Origin of the sequence: Amycolatopsis sp. NPDC059657 (assembly GCF_042734395.1) — a bacterium.
Lineage (GTDB): Bacteria > Actinomycetota > Actinomycetes > Mycobacteriales > Pseudonocardiaceae > Amycolatopsis.
Genome location: NZ_JBHWEB010000048.1, coordinates 1 through 20,756, shown reverse-complemented (window position 1 = coordinate 20,756; position 20,756 = coordinate 1). Strand labels below are relative to the sequence as shown.

Here is a 20,756-nt window from a genome sequence, read left to right as displayed (position 1 = left end):
CTTCATCACACACACCACACCCTCCCCCCCCCCCCGCCCCCCCCCGGGCCCCGGCTTTTTGGGGGGGTTTTGGTTCTCTCTGGCCTCTATCACCCCCCCACCCCCCCCCCCCCACCCCTGGTCAGCGGAGTGCGGCGTCCAGCACCAGGTAGACCGCCCCGCCGAGCACCGCACCCAGCACCGCGCCGCTGATGACCTGGGCCGTCGTGTGGTCGTCGAGTTCGACTCGCGACCAGCAGACCCAGGCGACAAGCGGGATGAGCAGAAGCAGCAGCGGACCATAGACGAACACGAGCATGACGGTCGCGCCCGCGGCGACGACCGCGTGCATCGAGATCTTGAACTTCAGCGCGAAGGTGATCGCGACCGAGGCGAACAGGCAGGCCATTTCCGCGCCCGCGAGCGAGACCATCTCGTGCGGGGCATTCCCGATGACCAGCAGCACGATGCCGCCCGCGAGCGAACTGATGCAGGCGGCGAACGGGATGACCCGCCCGGCGCGATCGGTGACGTGGTGGCTGTCCCACTTGCCTTGACGGGCGCCGTGCACGATCACGGCCATCGGGATGAGCGACCCGGTCACCCCGGTGATGAGCCCCCACAGCAGGGTCTCGCCGAGGTGATGGCCGGTGACCTCCCAGGCGACGACGAGCGGAAGGCCGAGAACCCAAACCCAAGGGGCCAGTACTTCGGTCGCCAGACGGGCGACGGCTCGCCTGCCCGGGTTCGTGGTGCGGTCGGTGGACAGGGTCTGGCTCATGGCTGCTGGTCTCCTTGACGATCACCGCCACGATAGGGGACCTGCCGCAGACCGCTGCCCTTCGGCCATGGCTTACTCGGGGTCGTGAGTGTTTAGACCGGTGAGAACCGGCCGTACCACTCACGACCCCAGTCGGTCAGCGGAGTGCGCAGGTGAAGAAGTCGGCGATCGCCCCTCGGATCGCGCGGGTGTGGTCGGCCGTGCCCACCAGCGCGGCCAGGCCGTCGGTGGTCATGAGCCCGGCTCGGTGCAATTGCCGGGCCATCGGGCCGTAGTCGGTGAAGACGTAGTGGGCGGCGTCGTCGTAATGCACGCGCCGGGCTTGGCCGGAGGCGAGCAGGTGTGCCCAGTCGCTGCGCATGTCGTCGTCCTGACCGCGTTCGGAGGTCAAGAGCAGCAGCGGCCGCTTGGTTCCCTGCTGCGCGACCGGGAAGATCTCGCGCGGCTGGCCTTGGGGGGCGGGCCAGTAGCTGAGGTAGCTCTCCATGCTGACGGTGGCGTCGATGCGCCGGTCCTCGTACGTGGTCTTGACCGCTACGCCCCCACCGAGTGAGTGCCCGTACATCCCGATCCGCCGCAGGTCCAGGGCCCGGCTCAGGTTGGCGGGCAACGGTTTCCCGTCCACGTCCGGGTTCGTGCCGCCGGCGAGCCGTTCGAGTTGGTCGAGCACGAACTTGGTGTCCGCCACGCGCGCGTCGACCGACTTCCGGATGGTCTGCGGGAACTCGGCGGGATCCGGCGGCAGCTGAATCGGCCGGACCCCATCGGGGAACTCGACTTCGCTCGCCTCGCCGGTGTGATCCATGGTCACCACCACGAACCCTCTGCTCGCCAGATCCTCGGCGATCCCGCTGCCCAGCGTCCGGGGTTCCGCTCCGCCGGGCGTGTAGAGGATGACCGGGTGCTTGGAGCGTTGCGCGGGCGCGTCGAGGTAGGAGTGGGTTTTGGTGGCGCCCCAATCGACCTTGCCCTGCGGTAGCTGAGGGTGCAGGTAGACGGTGTCGAACGCCTCGAACCTCTCGGCGGCTCCAGGAGTGAACTGCGGTGCGACTGCCCGCCCTCGGGTGTCGGAGGCGGGGTAGTACACCGAGACCATCAGTTCCCTGTGGACCGCCGGGTTCCACGGGTCTTGTCTCGAGGGATCCTCGAGGTGGAGCGCCGTGGTGCCGACTTTGCCGGGGCCCGTCGGCGGTGGCAGGTCGAGGGTGTACTTGTCGCTTGCCTGTGCGACGCCCGATGTGGTCAGGAGCGTCGCTACGGCCAGTGCGGTGATTTCGCGGAACATGGTGGAGAGCTTGGCGCGGGGATGGGGGTCGCGTCGTGCAGCCGGGGTTGGAGTGGCCGGTTGATCCGGGGTTGACCGCCGGGCTAGTCCTCGTACTCGTATTCCTCGACGAGCAGGTCGTCGATGACGAAGTCGCCGATGGTCGCGTTGCGGTCCACATTGCCTGCCACGCCACTGACTTTGCCGGTCTGGGTGTGCTGATGTACCGCCAGCAAAGGATGTTCCCAGCCGGGATTGCCGGGATCGCCGTTGTAGCGGGCGATCCAGAGGCGGACTTCGTCGTCGGCCCAGTAATCCGGCCGCAGCACGCGCGTGAACCAGTCGAGGTTCGCGTACACCAGGATGCGGCTGACCTCGGTGCGATCACGCATCAGCTCGATGAACTCGGCGATGTAATCGTCGGCGTACGGGCGCAGTGTCGCGTCCTCCATGTCGAGCATCGGCGCGAGGCAGCCTGGTGTGAGCAGGCCCGCCGAGTCGAGCTCGCCGACGAAGTGGTCGACCTGCGCGCCGATGTCGCCCGGTCTCGCGAAGTGGTAGCCGCCGGGCACGACGCCCGCGTCGAGCGCGGCGGGCACCCGGTCGCCGCTGGTGTTGTCGACCCAGCCGGTGCCTTCGGTGAGCTTGAGGCTGGCGAAGCCGATGCCGTCGTCGCTGACGGCGTACCAGTCGAAGACGTTGTTCCAGTGCGATACGTCGATGCCGTAGTCCGTCACTGCCGGATCCTTCCGCCGGTATCACTCCCAGTATCACAAGGAACCGGATGTGTCACCGTGTGGAGGCGGAAACCCGACGCTCAGCCGTCGAAGCGGTAGAGACCGTACTTCTGCATCAGGCCGATGACCTTGTCCGAGTAGCCGGGGTCGGTGGCGTAACCGGCGGCGTGCACCTCGCGGATGAACTGGTTCGGGTCGTCGGGGTAGGCGAACGCCTTCGCGTAGCGCGCGCGGCTGGCGAGGAAGAGCCCGTGGTCGCGGAACGAGTCCTCCATGGACGCGTAGGTACGGAACGACGCGAGCACCTCGTGGACCGGGCAGCATTCGAGGGTGATGAAGTCGGCGCAGCCGAGTGCGATCGGGCCTGGCCCCGATGAGCCGCACTTGATGCCGAAGTAGTTGTTGTTCACCGCCGAGCGGCCCCAGCCCGATTCGAGGATCGACTGCGCGACGGTGACCGACGCTGGCACGCCGTAGTCGGCCTTGCCGCGCTGGGCGGCCGGACCGGCGGAATCGATGAAGGCGGTCGCCGTCGCCGGGTCGACGACGAGCACGTCGGCGGCCTCGGCCGGGGTGGACAGGGTGCCGCCGAGCAGCACCAGTACAAGGAGCGGAAGAAGTGTGCGCATAGACCCGTTTCCGTTTTTCACGGGAGCCTGACCGCTCGAAGTTGATCACGCGACTCGGGAGTCACCCGTCCGGTCGACCGCTTGCCCCGAACCGGTGACAGTCAAAATGTTGCCGGTTCGGCAATCTTGCCGAACCGGCAAAGTTCTGTACCCTCGATGCCGTGAGCGAGGGACTGCGTGAACGCAAGAAGGTGGCCACCCGGCAGGCACTGAGCCTGGCGGCGTTGAACCTCGCGCTGGAACGCGGGCTGGAGAACGTGCGCGCCGAGGACATCGCCGCCGAAGCGGGTGTGTCCGAGCGGACCTTCCGCAACTACTTCTCCAGCAAGTACGAGGCGCTCACCGCCCGGCACTTCGACCGCATGGTCGAGGCCGCCGCCGCGCTGCTCGACCGGCCCGCGGCCGAACCGCTGTGGGAGGCCATCGAGCACGTGCTGGCCGCGATCATGGGGGAGCAGGGTGAACGCAGCACCGAGCTGCTCGCCTCGCTGCGCGCGGTGCTGGCCGAACCCGCGTTGCAGACGGAGATGATCAAGGCGACCTTCGCCGCGGAGAACGCCTTCGCGAAGGCCGTCGCCACGCGCACCGGCACCGACGCCGGTCGTGATCTCTATCCCCGGCTGGTCGCGAGCGCGGTCGGTGCCGCGCAGCACGTGGCGACCGAACGCTGGCTGCACGCGGACCCGCCGATACCACTCTGGCCGGAACTGCGGGCGGCGTTGTGCCTGCTCGCGGCCGGTCTGCCGGAACCAAGGGGGAACCACATGAACGGGATCTACCACGAGTCACGAGGCAGCGGCCCGGTGCTGCTGTTCATTCCCGGCGGCAACGGGGACGCCGGGCCGTACAGCCACGTCGCCCACCACCTGGCCGATCGCTTCACCACCGTCACCTATGACCGGCGCGGCTTCTCGCGCAGCCCGCTCGACGGCGAACCCGACGAGGCGAAGCGGCTGGAGGTCGATGTCGAGGACGCGCTCGGCCTGCTGGACGAGCACACCGACCAGCCCGCGTACGTGTTCGGCAGCAGCTCGGGAGCGATCGTCGCGCTGCACCTGTTCGCCAGGCACCCGGACCGGGTCAAGACGGTGGTCGCGCACGAACCGCCACTCGCGCCGCTGCTCCCGGACGGTGACAAGTGGCTGGCCGTCTTCCAGGACGTCCACGACCTCTACCAGGCGGAAGGCCTCGCACCCGCGATGCGGAAGTTCGTCGCCGCGATGGGCATGACGCAGCGGCAGGCGCCCGCCGAGGCCGAGGTTCCGCAGGCGGTCAAGGAGATGATGGCCAGGATGAGCGCCAACATGCACTTCTGGGCGCGGCACGAACTGCTGGTGTACCCCAGCCTGGTGCCCGACCTCGAAACGTTGGACGCGCTGAAGGACCGGATCGTGCTCGCTGGCGGGCAGGAGTCCAAGGAGTACATGCCCTATCAGCCGAATGTCGTGCTGGCGGAACGATTCGGCTCCGAGGTGCTCGATTTCCCCGGTGACCACATCGGGTACGCCCCGCCGCACGCGACCGAGTTCGCCGAGCGGCTCGCCGAAGTGCTCGCGCGGGACTGAGCACCTTGGTCATCACGCCGGGCAGGTCGTACGCTCGTCACCTCAAACCCGTCGGGAGAGTGCGATGCTCCGGGTGTTCCTGGTCGACGACCATGAGGTGGTCCGGCGCGGGGTTTCGAACCTGCTGGACGAAGACGACGGGCTGACCGTCGTGGGCCAGGCGGGGAGCGTTTCCCAAGCACTGGCCCGGATTCCGGCGTTACGGCCGGACGTCGTGGTGCTCGACGTCCGGCTGCCGGACGGCAACGGCATCGAGCTCGCCCGCGAGCTCCTGTCGAAGCTGCCCGGCGTGAAATGCCTGATGCTCACGTCCTACACCGACGAGCAGGCCATGCTCGACGCGGTGATGGCGGGCGCGAGCGGGTACGTCATCAAGGACATCAGGGGGATGGACCTGATCTCGGCCGTGCACGAGGTCGGCGCCGGGCGCTCGCTGCTCGACACCCGGGCGGCCGCGATGCTGATGGAGAAGCTGCGTGAAGGCGGCCAGAAGAAAGGGCCGCTTTCCCAGCTCACCGACCAGGAACGCACGTTGCTGGAGCTGATCGGGGAGGGACTGACCAACCGGCAGATCGCGGAACGCATGTTCCTGGCCGAGAAGACGGTCAAGAACTACGTCTCCCGGATGCTCACGAAACTCGGGATGCAGCGCCGAACCCAGGCCGCGGTGCTCGCGACCGAACTGCGCGGCCAGCACGACGCGGACATGGAAACCTGATCCGGCACTCCCGTTCACCCGCATTTCGCTGCACACTGGCAATGCCGGGGGTGAAGGGGTTGGCGAAATGGCCGGGTCGGAACCCGATGGCGCGCGACGTCTGGCGGGCACGTTTTCGCAACTCCGGGTGCGTGAGGTGCTGCGTGATCTGCAGGAACGCGTCGAGCTGCTGATCGGCACCCGCGACAAGATGGACGGCCTGCTCGACGCGGTGCTGGCGGTGGCTTCCGGGCTCGAGCTCGACACGACGCTCCGGCGCATCGTGCGGGCCGCGATCGACCTCGGCGAGGCACGCTACGGGGCACTCGGCGTGCTGGCGGGGAACGGTTCGCTCGCCGAGTTCGTCAATCTCGGCATCGACGGCGGCACGGCCGAGCTGATCGGGCACCTCCCGGAGGGGCACGGCCTGCTCGGGCTGGTGTTCGACGAGGTCAAACCGTTACGGCTCACCGATATCGCGAGTCATCCCGCCTCGGTCGGCTTCCCGCCGCACCATCCGCCGATGCACTCCTTCCTCGGCGTGCCAGTGCGGGTGCGCGATGAGGTCTTCGGCAATCTTTATCTGACCGAGAAGAAGAACGGCGGACAGTTCACCGAAGACGACGAGGTGGTCGTACAGGCGCTGGCCGCTGCGGCGGGCATCGCCATCGAGAACGCGCACCTCTATCAGCAGGCGCGGATCCGGCAGCAGTGGCTGGGCGCCACCAGCGAGGTGACCACCGAGCTGCTGGCGGGCACCGACCCGGCCGACGCGCTGAACCTCATCGCGGGCCGCGCGCTCGAACTCACCGGCTCGCACGTCACGATCCTCGCGCTCTCCGACTCCTGGCTGGACGAGGACGCCGAGGCCGAGGAGCTCACGATCACCGTCTGCGCGGGGGCGGCTGAGCTGTCCGGCGTCCGGATCGACGTCGCGTCGTCGGTGCCCGGCGCGGTGTACCGGGACCGGACGCCGCGTGAGGTGTCCGAGCTGACCTTGCCGGACGGCGTCGTCTTCGGGCCGACGCTGCTGGTGCCGTTGCGAGCGGGGGAGCGGACCTCCGGGGTGCTGATGGCGGCACGCGAGGCGGGCGCGTCCGCGTTCGGCTCGCAGCAGCTGCCGGTCGTGGCCTCGTTCGCCGATCAGGCGGCCCTGGCGTTGCGGCTGGCGGCCCAGCAGCGTGCCGCACGGGAGCTGGACGTGCTGGCCGACCGTGACCGCATCGCGCGTGACCTGCATGATCACGTGATCCAGCGGCTGTTCGCGGTCGGGCTCGCGATGCAGAGCACGCATCGGCGGATGAAGTCACCCGAGCTGCGGCACCAGCTCGGCGAGAGTATCGACCAGATGCACGAGATCGTCCACGAGATCAGGACCGCGATCTTCGACCTGCACGGCGGGCAGACCGGGCTGCGCCTGCGCAACCGGCTGCACGACATCATCGCCGAGCTGACCGACGACTCCTCGCTGCATCCGACGGTGAGCATGGCCGGGACGCTCGACACGCTCGCACCCGTGCTCGCCAAGCACGTCGAGGCCGTGGTGCGCGAGGCGGTAGGCAACGTCGTGCGGCACGCGCGGGCGTCGAACCTGATGGTGAACATCGGCGTGCGGGGTGACGAGCTCCGGATCGCGGTCGGTGACGACGGGATCGGCATCCCGGCCGACGCCGAGCATCGCGGCCTGCGGAACCTGCTGGAGCGGGCGGAGTCCGCCGGTGGGCGGTTCGTGCTCAGCCACGGGCGGCCGGGAGGCGCGCACCTGGAATGGACAGCCCCGTTGCGGTGAAGCAAGTGGTTGCCGGGTCGTCCACACCCCTCAGAGTGAACGAACCGGCGAACGATTCCTTTCTACGGCAGGTAGGTTGTTCAGCGCCGAGAGCTGGACGCTGATCAACAGAGTCTGAACAATGAGCGGCCGGGAAAGGGGATTGAAGTGCCACGGCCCGAGCGCCCGATCGAGGGCGATGACAGCGCGCTGGCGTGGTTCGCCGAGGATCTGAGACGGCTGCGGGAGAAGGCGGGTAAACCGACTTACCGGCAGCTCAGCGCTCGTGCGCACTACTCGGCCGCGTCACTGTCCGAAGCGGCCGCGGGCCGTAAGCTGCCCAGTCTGGCGGTCACGCTCGCTTTTGTCGACGCCTGTGACGGCGATCGCGCGGAATGGGAAGCGCGGTGGCGCGGGCTCTCGGCGGAATTGTCCCCGTCCCCGGGACTGCCGGCCGATATCGCGGGTTCGGCCGCCCCGTACGCCGGGCTGGCGTGCTTCGACGTCGACGACGCGGACCGGTTCTTCGGCAGGGACACCGTGGTCGCCGATGTGGTGAAACGGGTCCAAGAGCAACGGTTCGTGGGCGTCTTCGGCGCCTCCGGAGTGGGCAAGTCGTCGGTGCTGCGCGCGGGACTGGTCAGGCGCATGCGCAAGGACGACCCGAATCGGCGGGTGCTGGTGTTCACGCCCGGTGCCCACCCGATCGAGGAATGCGCGGTCCGGCTCGCCGAGCTCGTCGGCGAATCCGTTCCGGAACTGCGTGCCGAACTGGCGCTCGAGCCGGAGAACCTGCATTTGCGTATCCGGCAGGCGATGGCCGGACTGGGCGGCGACACCGAATTGCTCGTGGTCGTCGACCAGTTCGAAGAGGTCTTTTCCCTCTGCGAGGATTCCGCTGAACGGGAATGGTTCATCGACGCGCTGGTGCTGGCGGCCACCTCGGCGACCAGCCGGACGCGCGTGGTGCTGGGCGTCCGCGCCGACTTCTACGGTCACTGCGGCAGGCACCCGTCGCTGGTCGCCGCGCTGCGCGACGCCCAGGTCCTGATCGGGCCGATGAGCCCCGACGAACTCCGCGAAGCCATCACCCGGCCCGCCGCCGCGGCGGACTGCGCGGTGGAGACGGCGCTGGTGACCAGGCTGGTCGCCGAAGCGACCGGGCACGCCGGCGTGCTGCCGCTGTTGTCGCACGCCTTGCTGCAGACGTGGCGGAGCCGCAGCGGGATGACGCTCACACTGGCCGGCTACGACAAGACCGGCGGTATCCAGCACGCGGTGTCGCGTACCGCCGAAGAGGTTTACGAAGGCCTCAGCCCGGCGAGGCAGACGGCCGTCCGCCATCTCTTCCTGCGGCTGACCGCACCCGGCGACGGCGCCCCGGACACCCGGCGGCGGGTCTCGCGGCGCGAACTCGGCACCGACGAGGACACCGACGCCGTGGTCGACCGCCTCGCGCGAGCCCGCCTGCTCACGCTCGACCACGAGTACGTCGAAGTGGCGCACGAAGCGCTCATCCGGCACTGGCCGCGACTGCGTGGCTGGCTCGATGACGACCGCGAAGGCCTGCGGCTGCACCGCCAACTCACCGACGCGACGGACACCTGGGAGTCGCTCGGCGGTGACGCGGGCGCGCTGTACCGGGGCACCCGGCTGACCAGGGCACTCGACTGGGCGACCCGCAACGACACCGCGCTGACGCCGCGCGAACGCAAGTTCTTGCAGGCCAGCCGGACCGTCGAGATCAAGACCAGCAGGCGGCTCCGTCAGCTGGTCGCGCTGCTCAGCGTCGTCTCACTGGTCGCCGTCACCGCGACGGTCTTCGCGGTGCGCGCCCAGCGCACCGCCACGACCGAACGCAACGCGGCCCGTGCGCAGATCGTCGCCAGCGAAGCCGTCACGCTCTATCCCAGCGACCCGGAACTGGCGGTCCAGCTCAGCTTGGCCGCCCACAAGATGGCACCCACCACCCGGACCCGCGAGAGCCTGCTCAGCACCGTGCCGCTCGCGGTGGTGACCCACCCGAGCGAAGTGCTCACGGTGGCGTTCAGCCCCGACCGGCGCACGCTGGCCACCGGCGACGACGACCACACCGTGCGGCTGTGGAACGTCGCGGATCCCCGGCATCCGGCACCGATCACCACGATGGCCGGGCACGCCGCGGAGATCTACTCGGTGGTGTTCAGCCCGGACGGCCGCACACTGGCCTCCGCTGGCTTCGACCGCACCGTGCGGCTGTGGGATGTCACCGACACCGCGCATCCGGCACTCGTGGCCACGCTGACCGGGCACACCGAAGGCATCCAATCGGTGTCCTTCAGCCCCGACGGCCGGACGCTGGCGTCGGCCAGCATCGACCACACGGTCAGGCTGTGGGATGTCGCGGACCCGCGCCACCCCTCCGGTTTGGCCACGCTCACCGGTTCCCACGACTCTCTGGCCAAGGCGGTTTTCAGCGCCGACGGGACCATTCTCGCCGCGGGCGGCAAGGACCGCGCCGTGTGGTTGTGGGACGTCTCCGATCTCCGCAACCCGGTCCAGCTGGCGACGATCACGGGCCATACCCAGGTGATCGCGGCGGTGTCGTTCAGTCCAGCCGGGCGTGTGCTGGCGACCGCCGGTGACGACCAGACCGTGCGGCTCTGGGACGTCAGCGATCCCCGCCACCCGGCCGCACTGGCCACCCTGACCGGTCATGCCGACGGGATCTACGCGGTCGCGTTCAGTCCCGACGGGCACACACTGGTCTCCGCAGGCGACGACCGCGCCGTGAAGCTCTGGGACGTCTCCGATCCGCGGCACCCGGTCGGCCTGGTCACGCTCTCCAGCCACACCGACGCGGTGAGCACGGCGGTGTTCAGCCCGGACGGGCGCACGCTGGCCACCGGCAGCTGGGACAACACGACGCGGCTGCTCGACACCGACTTCCAGCAGGCGATAGACCACGCCTGCGAGCACGTCCGGACGCCGATCACCGAGGAGCAGTGGGACCGGTACTTCCCGGACGTGGCTTACGAGCGCCCCTGCTGATCGCCCATCAAGGGTGGGAAACGCAAAGGTGGTGTGGACTCGGCTCGGGTGAGGGAGGCCCTCACTCGGCTGCCCTGGAGGCACGCCGCATTTGGCTTTCCCCTCAACCACCGGCCGCGCCACTCACGACCTCCGGTGGCGACCCTTGCTGAAGCGCTGAATCAGTGCTTCACTTCTTGAGTGCCGTACCGGAGGACGCCTGCCGTGCAGGCCAGGATGGACGCCCAGCGCGCGAGCGTGCTCAACGCCGCCATCGAGTTGCTGGCCGAGCAGGGCTACGCCGGGTGTTCCATGGCGGCCGTCGCCGCGAAGGCCGGTATCGCGACCGGCAGCATGTACCAGCATTTCGAGAACAAGGCCGAGCTGGCCGTCGAGCTGTTCCGGACCGTCTGTGCCCGTGAGGTCGCCGCGGTCGTCGAGGCCTCGCAGGAAGGTGAGCTCGTCGATCGCGTGGTGGCCGTGATCGAGACGTTCGCGGGGCGTGCTTTGAAGGCGCCGCGGCTCGCGTACGCGCTGCTCGCCGAGCCCGCCGATCCCGCCGTCGACGCGCAACGGCTGATCTTCCGGCGCGCGTTCCGTGACGTGTTCGCCGAGCGCATCGCCGAGGCCGTCGGGCAAGGCGTGCTGCCGCCACAGGATCCACAGCTGACCGCCGCCGCACTGGTCGGCGCCGGTGCCGAGGCGCTCGTCGGGCCGCTGGTCGACGGCGCGGCGAGCCCGGACACCGTGCCGGCGCTGGTCCAGTTCACGCTCCGAGCTCTGGGAGGCTCCGCATGACGACGCACGAGGTCACCAACCAGGTCCCGCCGCTGCGCGATCACGACGTCGCCGCGTACGCGCCGCTGCTCGAAGGGCTCGAGCGCGAGGGCGCGGGCTGGGCCGGACCCGAGCTGCGTGAACTGGGGAAGCTCGCGGGCGGCGAGCAGGCGCAGGAGTGGGCGAGGCTCGTCGAGCGCAACCACCCGATCCTGCACACGCACGACCGCTACGGGCACCGGATCGATGAGGTCGAGTTCCATCCGCACTGGCATGACCTGATGAAGGTCGCCGTCGAGCACGGCGTCCACGCGGCGCCGTGGCGCGAGAACCGGGCGGGAGCGCACGTCGCCAGGGCGGCGAAGTTGTTCGTGTGGGGCCAGACCGACGCCGGTCACCTCTGCCCGATCTCGATGACGTACGCGGCCGTGCCCGCGCTGCGGGCCAACGCCGAACTCGCGAAAACGTACGAGCCGCTGTTGTCCTCGCCCGTCTACGACTACGGCTTGCGCGTGCCCAGTAGCAAAAAGGGCTTGATCGCGGGCATGTCGATGACCGAGAAGCAGGGCGGCTCGGACGTCCGGGCCAACACGACCACCGCGACGCCGACCGGCGACGGGTCGTACGTGCTGACCGGGCACAAGTGGTTCACCTCCGCGCCGATGTCCGACCTGTTCCTCACGCTCGCGCAGGCACCCGGTGGGCTTTCGTGCTTCTTCGTCCCTCGCGTGCTGCCCGACGGCACGCGTAACGCGATTCGCTTGCAGCGCTTGAAGGACAAGCTCGGGAACCGGTCCAACGCGTCGTCGGAGATCGAGTACGAGGGCGCGCACGGCTGGCTGGTCGGCGAAGAGGGCCGGGGCGTGCCGACGATCATCCAGATGGTCAACCTGACCAGGCTCGACTGCGCGATCTCGTCGGCGGCGGGCATGCGGATGGGCGTCGCGCAGGCGCAGCATCACGCCACGCATCGCAGCGCGTTCGGCGCGAAGCTGATCGATCAGCCGTTGATGCGCAACGTGCTCGCCGACCTCGCCGTCGAGGCAGAGGCCGCGACCGTCGTCGGGATGCGGCTCGCCGGTGCCACCGACCGCGCCATGGCGGGCGACGAGGCCGAGGCCATGTTCCGCCGTCTCGGGCTCGCGGTGAGCAAGTACTGGGTCTGCAAGCGGGCGCCCGCGCACGCGGCCGAGGCGCTGGAATGCCTGGGCGGCAACGGTTACGTCGAAGAGTCCGGGATGCCGAGGCTGTACCGCGAGTCGCCGCTGCCGTCGATCTGGGAGGGCTCCGGCAACGTCGCGGCGCTGGATTCCTTGCGTGCCATGGCGAAACAGCCCGAGTCCGTCGAGGCGTTCTTCGGCGAGGTCGAGCTGGCCTCCGGCGCCGACCCGAGGCTCGACGAAGCGGTCGCGCGGCTGCGCAAGCAGCTCAGCGACTTCGCCGACGTCGAGTACCGCGCGCGGCGCATCGTCGAGTCGATGGCGTTGGTACTGCAGGGTTCCCTGCTGCACCGGCACGGGCACCCCGCGGTCGCCGACGCGTTCTGCGCGTCGAGGCTCGACGGTGACTGGGGTATCGCCTTCGGGACATTGCCTTCCGGCGTCGACACCGCGGCGATCCTCGCGCGCTCGGCTACGCACGGTTGAGACCCTCGTCACAGGGTCAAGTTCGCCCGAATAGAGCAGTGCGAGGTTCTCACCAGCTGCGAAGGCAGTGTGGTGGCGTCACATTGAGCGACTGATCGGCGGCTGGTTGTAGACAGCGCGTATTCGACTCTGCTTGCATAACGCGCGTTGCAGAACTGTGACCGCTCAATGGGACACGCGATCAGAAAGAAGTGCGCCACATGGCCTTACGGGCTCGGGAGTTGCTGGATCGCTCACGGGTCTTGCTGGACCGTTCGCGGGTGGCCGCCGCCACCTTCCTCACCGCGCCCCCGAAACACGGTCCCGGTGTGCCGCCGAGGGTCATCGAGGCGCCGCAGCCGGTCAAGCAGCAGGAATCCGACGGCGTGCTCGCCGGGATCTGTTCCAGCGTCGCGCTTCGCGACCTGAACCTGGTCGACGCGCTCCTCGCTCAGCTCGAGGAAATGGAAGCGGGCGAGCAGAACCAGGACCGCCTCGCCGAGCTGTACAAGCTCGACCACCTCGCGACCCGCCTGCGCCGCAACGCCGAGAACCTCCGTGTGCTCGCCGGGCGTGACGCCGGTGAACCCGCGCCCGCGCCGACCTCGCTGGTCGACGTGATGCGCGCGGCGATGTCGTCGATCGACCACTACTCGCGGATCACCATCGGCCGGGTCGTGCAGCTCGGTGTGGTCGGCTTCGCGTCCGAAGATCTCAGCCGGGTGCTCGCGGAACTGTTCGACAACGCGGCGAACCAGTCCGCGCCGAACACCGTGGTCAGCGTCAGCGCGCACCTCACCGAGCAGGGCAGCGTGCTGCTGCGCATCGAAGACGAGGGCATCGGCCTTCCCGACGAGCGCGTCGACGACATCAACGCCCGCCTGAACGGCGCGCCGGTGCTGGACGACGAATCCGTGCGGCACATGGGAATCGCCGTGGCCGGCAGGCTCGCGGGCAGGCACGGCATGAAGGTCAGGCTCGACCGCCGCACGCCGAACGGCACGGTCGCCACGGTGATGCTGCCCGCAGGCTTGATGGCCGAGCTGCCGGAGAGTGTCTGGTCCGGCTCGCAGACCGTGGTGTTCGCGCAGGCCAGGCGCGCGGAACCCAAGCCGCGCAAGGCATCGGTGGCCACGGCGCCTCCTAAGCCGCCCAAGCCCCCGAAGCCCAAGCCGACCCCGCATCCGAGGCCCGCGGCGCCGTCGGAGGGCGGCATCACCGCGAGCGGCCTGCCACGCCGGGTCTCGCGCAGCATCCGCACTTTGCCCGACGAACCGGCACCCGCGGCGCAGGGCGTCAACGGCCACGACCAGCTACTCGCGGACCTGGGCGCGTTCAGCGAGGGCGAGCAGGCGGCACGGACCGAAATCGAGGGAGAAGGAAACACACGGTGACGGTCGCGCATACCGATTTCGGCTGGCTGCTCAATGATTTCGTGCGCAAGGTGCACGGCGTCAGCCACGCGCTCATCATGTCGTCGGACGGTTTCCCGCTGACCGCCTCCGAGTCGGTCGAGCCGGATGACGCCGAGCAGCTCGCGGCCATCGCCAGCGGGCTGCTGAGCCTCGCGGGCAGCAGTGCCACGCTGTTCGGCAAGGGGGCGTGCGAGCAGATCATCATCCGGCTCACGCACGGGTACTTCCTGTTCATGGGCATCGGCGCCGGTGCCGGGCTCGCGGTGCTGACCGGGCCCGAATGCGACATGAAGGTCGTCGCCTACGAGATGACCCAGTTCGTCACCAACGCCGGGCACGCGCTGACCCCCGAGGTGCGCGCGGACCTGAGGCGAGTGCTCACCGCCCGTCGGCCGCAGGCTTAAAAGGAAAGTGATCCCCGTGTCCAGCGATGACGTCCCCTTCCGCATGCGGAGCAGGCGGATCCGCGCGTACGCGCTCACCGGCGGCCGGACCAAGACGCGGCACCAGCTGCTGGTCGAAACGCTGATCTCGGTGCCGCAGTACGACCCGTCGCTCGCCGACTCGCTCATGCCGGAGTCGCGCGGGCTGTACGAGGGCGCGCGCAGGCAGGCCTCGGTCGCCGAGCTCTCGGTCGAGCTCGACCTGCCGCTCGGCGTGGTCAGGGTGCTCCTGTCCGACCTCGCGCTGCAGGGCGCCGTCTTCATCCACCCGACCGCTTCGGCGTTCCAAAACGACACGAACGTCCTTGAGAGGATCCTCGATGGGCTCAAGCGCCTCCCCGTCTGATGTGACGATCTCGGCGAAGATCGTGGTGGCTGGCGGGTTCGGGGTCGGCAAGACGACGCTCGTCGGCTCGGTGTCCGAGGTGCCGCCGCTCAACACCGAGGCGTGGATGACCGAGGCCGGCGCGGACATCGACGAGATCCCGCCGAACGGCTCCAAGACCACGACCACCGTCGCGATGGACTTCGGCCGGATCACGCTGCACGACGATCTGCTGCTGTACCTGTTCGGCACGCCGGGACAGGCCCGCTTCTGGTTCCTGTGGGACGACCTCTCGCGTGGCGCGCTCGGCGCGATCGTGCTGGTCGACACCAGCCGGATCGACCAGTCGTTCGCGGCGATCAACTACTTCGAGAACGACTCGCGGCTGCCGTTCATCGTGGCGGTCAACCAGTTCGAGGGCCAGCCGGAGTACGACCTCGACGAGGTGCGTGCCGCGCTCGCGCTCTCCCCGGACGTCCCGCTGATCACCTGCGACGCCCGCAACCGCGCGTCGGCCGTCGCGACGTTGCAGCACCTCGTTTCCCACACGCTCTCACTCGCGGTGCTTTCCGGTCCGGAACTCGCTTTCACGTAGGAGGAACATGCGCAGGGTACTGATCGTCGGAGCCGGGCAGTCGGGGTTGCAGCTGGCGTTGAGCCTGCTGGGGCACTCCTACGACGTCACGGTGATGTCGGCGCGCACGCCGGAGGAGATCCGGTCGGGGCGGGTCATGTCGACGCAGTGCATGTTCGCCAACTCGCTGCAGCACGAGCGCGATCACAAGCTGAACCTCTGGGAATCCGAGACGGTCAACGTCGAAGGACTCGGCGTCTCGATCGCCGCGCCGGACGGCAGCCGGGCGCTGGACTGGTTCTGCGAGCTGGACGAGTACGCGCAGTCGGTCGACCAGCGGGTCAAGATGGCAGGCTGGCTCGAGCTGTTCGAGGAGCGTGGCGGCAAGCTCGTGCTCCACGGCGTCGCGACCTCGGACCTGAACGCGCTGGCGAAGCTGTATGACCTGGTGATCGTCGCGGCGGGCAAGGGCGAGCTGGTCCAGCTCTTCGACCGGATCCCGGAGCTTTCGCCGTACACCTCGCCGCAGCGCGCGCTCTCGCTGGCGTACACGCACGGCGTCGCGCCGCGGCCGGAGCATCCGGACAAGGCGGGCGTGCGGTTCAACATCATCCCCGGTGTCGGCGAGCTGTTCATGATCCCCGCGTACACGCTGAGCGGGAACTGCGACATCCTGTTCTTCGAGGGCATCCCCGGCGGCCCGCTGGACGTGTTCGACGACCGGCCGGGACCGCAGGAGCACCTGGACCGCATCAAGGCGCTGGCCAAGCAGTTCCTGCCGTGGGAGTACGAGCGGATCCGCGACGCCGAGCTCACCGACGCGAACGCGACGCTCGCCGGCGGCTACACGCCGGTGGTGCGCAATCCCGTCGGGACCCTGCCGTCCGGTGGTCTCGTGCTCGGGATGGCGGACGTGGTCGTGGCGAACGACCCGATCACCGGACAGGGCTCCAACAACGCGGCCAAGTGCGCGGCGTCCTATTTGGACTCGATTCTCGGCCAGGGCGACCGCCCGTTCGACGAGCCGTGGATGCGTGCCACCTTCGACTCGTACTGGTCCTACGCCCAGCACGTCACGAACTGGACCAACGCGCTGCTGCAGCCGCCGCCACCGCACGTCCAGCAGATCTTGGGCGCCGCGTCGCAAATTCCCGCCGTGGCCAAGCGGTTCGTGAACGGTTTCTCGGACCCGACGGACTTCCAGCACTGGTTCATGGATCCGGACAAAGCGACCGCGTACCTGGCGTCGTTCGGGTAACACCGAGGCCGTCCCGGCCGACCTCTGCAGATATGCGGGCGAAGCTGGGTGATCGGCTGGCCGCCGCGCGACGACGGGCTTTCGTCGGCCGCGAGGCGGAGCTTGAGCTGTTCCGTTCTCTGGTGACGCCCGGCTCGCCGGGTTCCGTGGTGTTCGTGCACGGGCCCGGCGGCGTCGGCAAGTCGACACTGCTGCGGCAGTTCGGCTGGCTCGCTGAAGAACTCGGGCGGCGTGTGGTGCGGCTCGACGGCCGTGAGCTCGAGCTTCCCGATGTCGACGACGACCATGTCGTGCTGATCGTCGACAACGCCGAACTGATCGTGCCGGTCGAGCGGTGGCTGCGTGACGAGCTGTTCCCGGTGCTCGCCGAGGACGCGGTCGTGGTGCTCGGCGGGCGCGAGCCGCCGCCGGTGGTGTTCCGCACCGATCCGGGCTGGCTCAGCATGGTCCGTTCGATCCGGCTGGCGAACCTCGACCGGTCGCACGGCATCGAGCTGTTGCGGATGCGCGGGGTGCCGGACACACTGCACGGCCGGGCGCTGGCGTTCACCCATGGCCATCCGCTCGCGCTGGCGTTGCTGGCCGACGTGTCGGCGCAGTCGGACGGGCTGCCGGAGACCACGGCGACGCCCGAAGTGCTCCGGGTGCTGCTGCACAGTCTCATCGGGACGGTGCCGACGCCGGAGCACCGCGCGGCGCTGGAGGCGAGCGCGCAGGTGCTCGTCACGACCGAGCCGTTGCTGGCCGCGATGCTCGGCCTGCGTAACGCGCGCGAGCTGTTCGACTGGCTGCGTGGATTGTCCATTATGGACTACGCGCCGCGCGGGCTGTTTCCGCACGACTTCGTGCGCGAGACGCTCGCGACCGAGCTGCGCTGGCGTAATCCCGAGGCGTACCAACGGGTCCGTGGCCGTGCGCGGGCGTACTACCAGCAGCAGTTCGCGGACGCCGACGCGGCGACCCAGCGCGCCTCACTGCTCGATTTCGCCTTCCTCTACCGGGAAAACCCGATTCTGGGGCCGTTTCTGGCCGATGTCGGGCCCGAACTGACCAGCGGGCCGCCGTCGCCGGGGGAGTGGCCGTCGCTGGCGGCGATCATCGAGAAGCACGAAGGCGCCGAATCCGCGGCGATCGCGAGCCGCTGGTACGCGAGCCAGCCGTCGTCGGTCACGGTGATCAGGGACTCGGAAACGGCGGTCGGCGTGATCGTCGCGCCCGCGCTTGATGCCGCCTCGGAGGCCGACGTGCGTGCCGATCCGGCCGCGGTCGCGGTGCTGCCAAGGCTGCGTGACGGCAAGGTGCTGCTGGTCCGGCACTGGACGTCGGCGGACGGGCACCAGCAGGTCTCGGACGTCGTCACCTACATCACCGTGGTGCTGATCCGGCTCTACCTGGCCACGCCCGACCTGGCGCAGGTGTTCGTGACCTGCGCGGATCCGGGTTTCTGGGCGTCGGCGTTCCGGTACACCGACTTCCACCCGGTGCCGGAGGCCCAGGAGTTCGGCATGTTCGCGCACGACTGGCGCGAGGTGCCGCCGATGGCGTGGATGGCGCTGATGGCCGACCGCGAGTCGGTTCCGGAGACGACGGTGTTGAGCGAGGGCGAGTTCGCGGCGGCGGTCAAGCAGGCGCTGCGGGACTTCACCAGGGACGACCGGCTGGCAGAGTCACCGCTGGCGATGTCCGGCAAGACGCCACGCGAGCGCGCGCGGGTGCTCGCCGACACGATCCGCGCGGCGGCCGCGAAGATGGCGGCCTCGCCGAAGGACCGGCGCGGCTTCCGGGCTCTCCATCACACGTACCTGCAGCCCGCCGAATCGCAGGCTCGGGCCGCCGAGCTGCTCGACCTGCCGACGAGCACGTACCGCAGGCACCTGACGGCCGGTGTCACCCGGCTGACTGAGCTGTTGCGGACGGAATTGGGCCAAGACTGAGCGTGGAACGGTCTCGTGGGTGACCAGTTCGCGACCGTACCTTTCTCCCATCGAACAAGCCACTCGAAAAGGGAGAAAGACCATGGCGCACAAGACAATCATCCGCATCGGCACCGTCGCGGCAGCGGGCGGTGCCGTCGCACTGGCACTGCTGGCGGGCGCCGGTTCCGCCTCGGCCAACCAGTTCTACGGCGGCACGCTCACCCCGGGCCAGCAGATCTGCGTCCAGCAGTACGCCGGCTACCAGGTGCGCGTCGACGGCTCGGCCACCGGCCAGGGCGCGAAGTTCAAGCTGCAGCGCAACGGGGTCACGATCGTTGGCTCGCCCGGTCTGACGAGCTCGTGGGCCGCGGAGCTCCGAACGAGCTACGGCACGTTCCCCGGCCCCGGCTACTACATCGCCTGCGTGACCAACAACGGTACCGCCAACACGAACGTCCGCCTCCAGCTGCGCACGGACGGCGAGTTCTGACGGCGTTGTCACAAGCAGGCCAGAGCCCGGCGGGGACAAGATCCCCGCTGGGCTAGCCTGGCGTGATGGTGACGACCGGCCGATGCCGATTCTGCGGGCGCGACGAGAGCCCCGGCCAGCACCGGGCACCCGGCCCGAAAGGCCCCATCTGCGCCGACTGCGCCGAGACAGGTCTCGCAGTGGTCCGTGATGGCGAAGCCCGGAGTAGCGCCGGCGGGACCACGTTGCTCCGCCTGTCCCCGGACGCCGAAGCCGCTTGCGACCACTGCGGCCGCTGGGAACGCCTGACCTTCCTCGGCTTCCGCCGTCCGCTCGTCCGCATGCGCTGCGAAGAACTCGAGTCCGTCATCTGCGCGGCCTGCCTCGACACCGCCGGTGACGTGATCAACAAGGCTTCCCGAGGCCAGGGGTCGTGAGTGGTATGGCCGGGTTTACGGGGAAAAAAAACACCACCCCCCAAGTTGGGGGGGGCCGGGCGGGGGTGGGGGGGGGGGGGTGGGGGGGGGGGTGGGAGGGACGGGTTTTTTGCTCGCCCGCCGATTATTTGGGTTGGTGTGTGTTTTGGCGGTTTAGATCCGGTCATACATCTCACGACCACTTATGGTGCGACGTCCTCGTAGGTGGTGCCGACCTTGAGCGCGTCGACGTAGTTGGTGACCGAGGTGCCGCTCGCGCCGTAGACACCCCACTTGGGCTCGTTGATGTCGTCGAGCGTGCGGCAGGCGTAGCGCTCGGTGCCGTTGGTGAACGTCTGCTTCTTGCCGTCGAGATACAGCTCGACCCAGCCGCCGGTGGTGGCGCTCGAGAGGTACAGCCCGATGGTGTAGCTGTGCCAGGTGTTCGCGGTGATCGGGGCCGACCAGATGATCTTGTCGCTGCCGGTGGGCTGGCTCTGCAGCATCGACATCCTGCCGCCGATCATCTTCAGCACCACCGGGAAGTTCTGCGTGTGGTGCCCGTAGGACTTCCATTGGAAGTTCGCGTTGTTGTTCACCGTGCTGGACAGCTTGCTCTGCCAGCCGAAGTAGTAGGTCTCGCCGCCTTTGAAGACGTAGCGCTTGCCACCGACGGAGATGCCGTGGTTCTCGCAGCGGTTGCTGCCGTTTGGTTTGTTGTACTTCCAGACCTTGCCGTGGCCGGGTTCGTCGACGGCGGTGATGCTGCCGGGGGAGTCGCAGTTCAGGTTGCCGAAGATGCCCGTGCCGCCTGAGGCGTCGCCGTTCCAGATGGTCGAGGCGTGCGCGGCCGGGGTGGAGGCGAGCAGAAGAAGTGCGGCCGTCGGCAGCGCCAGTAGCCGGTTTTTGGAGTCCATGCCGTCAATCCCTTCAAGGGGTGTCGTGACGGCGGACGTTCTTTTTATACCGCGTGGGCGACGAGTGTGCGAATCGTTGACTCAGAGTGGCAGCACTTCGGCCGCACCACCTGCCGGGCCGGTCGCGGTTCGGGGACCGCTCACCGAGACCACGGACGCGGTCGTGAGTGGTACGGCCGGTTAGAACCGGCC

At 68.9% G+C, this 20,756-nt stretch carries 19 protein-coding genes; 14 read left to right on the top strand and 5 right to left on the bottom strand.

The window, feature by feature from the left end:
- Positions 1–121: 121 nt before the first annotated feature.
- The 4 genes from ACFV15_RS25105 to ACFV15_RS25090 form a co-directional block, all read right to left on the bottom strand.
- A complete protein-coding gene (locus ACFV15_RS25105; RefSeq protein WP_378353032.1) occupies positions 122–760 on the bottom strand; it encodes a phosphatase PAP2 family protein in 639 nt (212 codons plus the stop codon).
- Positions 761–896: 136 nt separating this feature from the next.
- Complete coding sequence (locus ACFV15_RS25100; protein WP_378353031.1) at positions 897–2,045, bottom strand: alpha/beta hydrolase family protein; 1,149 nt, start codon at positions 2,043–2,045, stop codon at positions 897–899.
- An 83-nt stretch (positions 2,046–2,128) separates the two neighbouring features.
- On the bottom strand, positions 2,129–2,761 hold the full coding sequence (locus tag ACFV15_RS25095) for a glycoside hydrolase family 25 protein (RefSeq protein ID WP_378353030.1): 633 nt from the start codon (positions 2,759–2,761) through the stop codon (positions 2,129–2,131).
- An 80-nt stretch (positions 2,762–2,841) separates the two neighbouring features.
- Positions 2,842–3,390 carry a glucosaminidase domain-containing protein gene (locus ACFV15_RS25090; RefSeq protein ID WP_378353029.1) on the bottom strand — a complete coding sequence of 183 codons (549 nt, stop codon included), beginning with the start codon at positions 3,388–3,390 and terminating at the stop codon, positions 2,842–2,844.
- A 161-nt stretch (positions 3,391–3,551) separates the two neighbouring features.
- On the opposite strand from ACFV15_RS25090, the gene ACFV15_RS25085 reads away from it, so the two are divergent.
- The 14 genes from ACFV15_RS25085 to ACFV15_RS25020 all read left to right on the top strand — a co-directional run bounded on the left by ACFV15_RS25085 (position 3,552) and on the right by ACFV15_RS25020 (position 19,668).
- The gene (locus tag ACFV15_RS25085; protein ID WP_378353028.1) at positions 3,552–4,955 is read left to right on the top strand and encodes an alpha/beta fold hydrolase; all 1,404 of its coding nucleotides are present in this window, start codon (positions 3,552–3,554) and stop codon (positions 4,953–4,955) included.
- Between the two features lie 64 nt (positions 4,956–5,019).
- Positions 5,020–5,673 (top strand): response regulator, encoded by a 654-nt coding sequence (locus ACFV15_RS25080; protein WP_378353027.1) that lies wholly within the window; start codon positions 5,020–5,022, stop codon positions 5,671–5,673.
- Between the two features lie 67 nt (positions 5,674–5,740).
- Complete coding sequence (locus tag ACFV15_RS25075; protein WP_378353026.1) at positions 5,741–7,441, top strand: GAF domain-containing sensor histidine kinase; 1,701 nt, start codon at positions 5,741–5,743, stop codon at positions 7,439–7,441.
- A 147-nt stretch (positions 7,442–7,588) separates the two neighbouring features.
- Complete coding sequence (locus tag ACFV15_RS25070; RefSeq protein ID WP_378353025.1) at positions 7,589–10,450, top strand: helix-turn-helix domain-containing protein; 2,862 nt, start codon at positions 7,589–7,591, stop codon at positions 10,448–10,450.
- A 180-nt stretch (positions 10,451–10,630) separates the two neighbouring features.
- A complete protein-coding gene (locus ACFV15_RS25065; RefSeq protein ID WP_378353024.1) occupies positions 10,631–11,227 on the top strand; it encodes a TetR family transcriptional regulator in 597 nt (198 codons plus the stop codon).
- Complete coding sequence (locus ACFV15_RS25060) at positions 11,224–12,852, top strand: acyl-CoA dehydrogenase family protein (protein WP_378353023.1); 1,629 nt, start codon at positions 11,224–11,226, stop codon at positions 12,850–12,852. The genes ACFV15_RS25065 and ACFV15_RS25060 overlap by 4 nt, the downstream gene beginning before the upstream one ends.
- A gap of 200 nt (positions 12,853–13,052) precedes the next feature.
- Entirely contained in the window at positions 13,053–14,225 is a 1,173-nt protein-coding gene (locus ACFV15_RS25055) for a sensor histidine kinase (RefSeq protein WP_378353022.1), read from the top strand.
- Complete coding sequence (locus ACFV15_RS25050) at positions 14,222–14,650, top strand: roadblock/LC7 domain-containing protein (RefSeq protein ID WP_378353021.1); 429 nt, start codon at positions 14,222–14,224, stop codon at positions 14,648–14,650. Before ACFV15_RS25055 ends, ACFV15_RS25050 begins: the two co-directional genes overlap by 4 nt.
- Positions 14,651–14,693: 43 nt before the next feature.
- Positions 14,694–15,035, top strand: a complete 342-nt coding sequence (locus ACFV15_RS25045) for a DUF742 domain-containing protein (protein ID WP_378353077.1) — start codon at positions 14,694–14,696, stop codon at positions 15,033–15,035.
- Positions 15,010–15,609, top strand: coding sequence for an ATP/GTP-binding protein (locus tag ACFV15_RS25040; protein WP_378353020.1), 600 nt, complete (start codon positions 15,010–15,012; stop codon positions 15,607–15,609). Before ACFV15_RS25045 ends, ACFV15_RS25040 begins: the two co-directional genes overlap by 26 nt.
- A gap of 7 nt (positions 15,610–15,616) precedes the next feature.
- The gene (locus tag ACFV15_RS25035; protein ID WP_378353019.1) at positions 15,617–16,846 is read left to right on the top strand and encodes a styrene monooxygenase/indole monooxygenase family protein; all 1,230 of its coding nucleotides are present in this window, start codon (positions 15,617–15,619) and stop codon (positions 16,844–16,846) included.
- 32 nt (positions 16,847–16,878) lie between these two features.
- The gene (locus ACFV15_RS25030; protein WP_378353018.1) at positions 16,879–18,780 is read left to right on the top strand and encodes an AAA family ATPase; all 1,902 of its coding nucleotides are present in this window, start codon (positions 16,879–16,881) and stop codon (positions 18,778–18,780) included.
- An 82-nt stretch (positions 18,781–18,862) separates the two neighbouring features.
- Positions 18,863–19,252, top strand: a complete 390-nt coding sequence (locus ACFV15_RS25025) for a hypothetical protein (RefSeq protein ID WP_378353017.1) — start codon at positions 18,863–18,865, stop codon at positions 19,250–19,252.
- Between the two features lie 65 nt (positions 19,253–19,317).
- The gene (locus ACFV15_RS25020; protein ID WP_378353016.1) at positions 19,318–19,668 is read left to right on the top strand and encodes a hypothetical protein; all 351 of its coding nucleotides are present in this window, start codon (positions 19,318–19,320) and stop codon (positions 19,666–19,668) included.
- Between the two features lie 182 nt (positions 19,669–19,850).
- On the opposite strand, the gene ACFV15_RS25015 is transcribed toward ACFV15_RS25020, so the two are convergent.
- Positions 19,851–20,564 carry a heparin lyase I family protein gene (locus tag ACFV15_RS25015; RefSeq protein WP_378353015.1) on the bottom strand — a complete coding sequence of 238 codons (714 nt, stop codon included), beginning with the start codon at positions 20,562–20,564 and terminating at the stop codon, positions 19,851–19,853.
- Between the last annotated feature and the right edge of the window lie 192 nt (positions 20,565–20,756).

Bases quoted from the DNA above. Each gene is read 5' to 3' on its own strand.
- ACFV15_RS25105 (WP_378353032.1), bottom strand. From the start codon at position 760: ATGAGCCAGACCCTGTCCACCGACCGCACCACGAACCCGGGCAGGCGA.
- ACFV15_RS25100 (WP_378353031.1), bottom strand. From the start codon at position 2,045: ATGTTCCGCGAAATCACCGCACTGGCCGTAGCGACGCTCCTGACCACA.
- ACFV15_RS25090 (WP_378353029.1), bottom strand. From the start codon at position 3,390: ATGCGCACACTTCTTCCGCTCCTTGTACTGGTGCTGCTCGGCGGCACC.
- ACFV15_RS25080 (WP_378353027.1), top strand. From the start codon at position 5,020: ATGCTCCGGGTGTTCCTGGTCGACGACCATGAGGTGGTCCGGCGCGGG.
- ACFV15_RS25075 (WP_378353026.1), top strand. From the start codon at position 5,741: ATGGCCGGGTCGGAACCCGATGGCGCGCGACGTCTGGCGGGCACGTTT.
- ACFV15_RS25060 (WP_378353023.1), top strand. From the start codon at position 11,224: ATGACGACGCACGAGGTCACCAACCAGGTCCCGCCGCTGCGCGATCAC.
- ACFV15_RS25055 (WP_378353022.1), top strand. From the start codon at position 13,053: ATGGCCTTACGGGCTCGGGAGTTGCTGGATCGCTCACGGGTCTTGCTG.
- ACFV15_RS25045 (WP_378353077.1), top strand. From the start codon at position 14,694: ATGCGGAGCAGGCGGATCCGCGCGTACGCGCTCACCGGCGGCCGGACC.
- ACFV15_RS25040 (WP_378353020.1), top strand. From the start codon at position 15,010: ATGGGCTCAAGCGCCTCCCCGTCTGATGTGACGATCTCGGCGAAGATC.
- ACFV15_RS25035 (WP_378353019.1), top strand. From the start codon at position 15,617: ATGCGCAGGGTACTGATCGTCGGAGCCGGGCAGTCGGGGTTGCAGCTG.
- ACFV15_RS25030 (WP_378353018.1), top strand. From the start codon at position 16,879: ATGCGGGCGAAGCTGGGTGATCGGCTGGCCGCCGCGCGACGACGGGCT.
- ACFV15_RS25025 (WP_378353017.1), top strand. From the start codon at position 18,863: ATGGCGCACAAGACAATCATCCGCATCGGCACCGTCGCGGCAGCGGGC.
- ACFV15_RS25020 (WP_378353016.1), top strand. From the start codon at position 19,318: ATGGTGACGACCGGCCGATGCCGATTCTGCGGGCGCGACGAGAGCCCC.
- ACFV15_RS25015 (WP_378353015.1), bottom strand. From the start codon at position 20,564: ATGGACTCCAAAAACCGGCTACTGGCGCTGCCGACGGCCGCACTTCTT.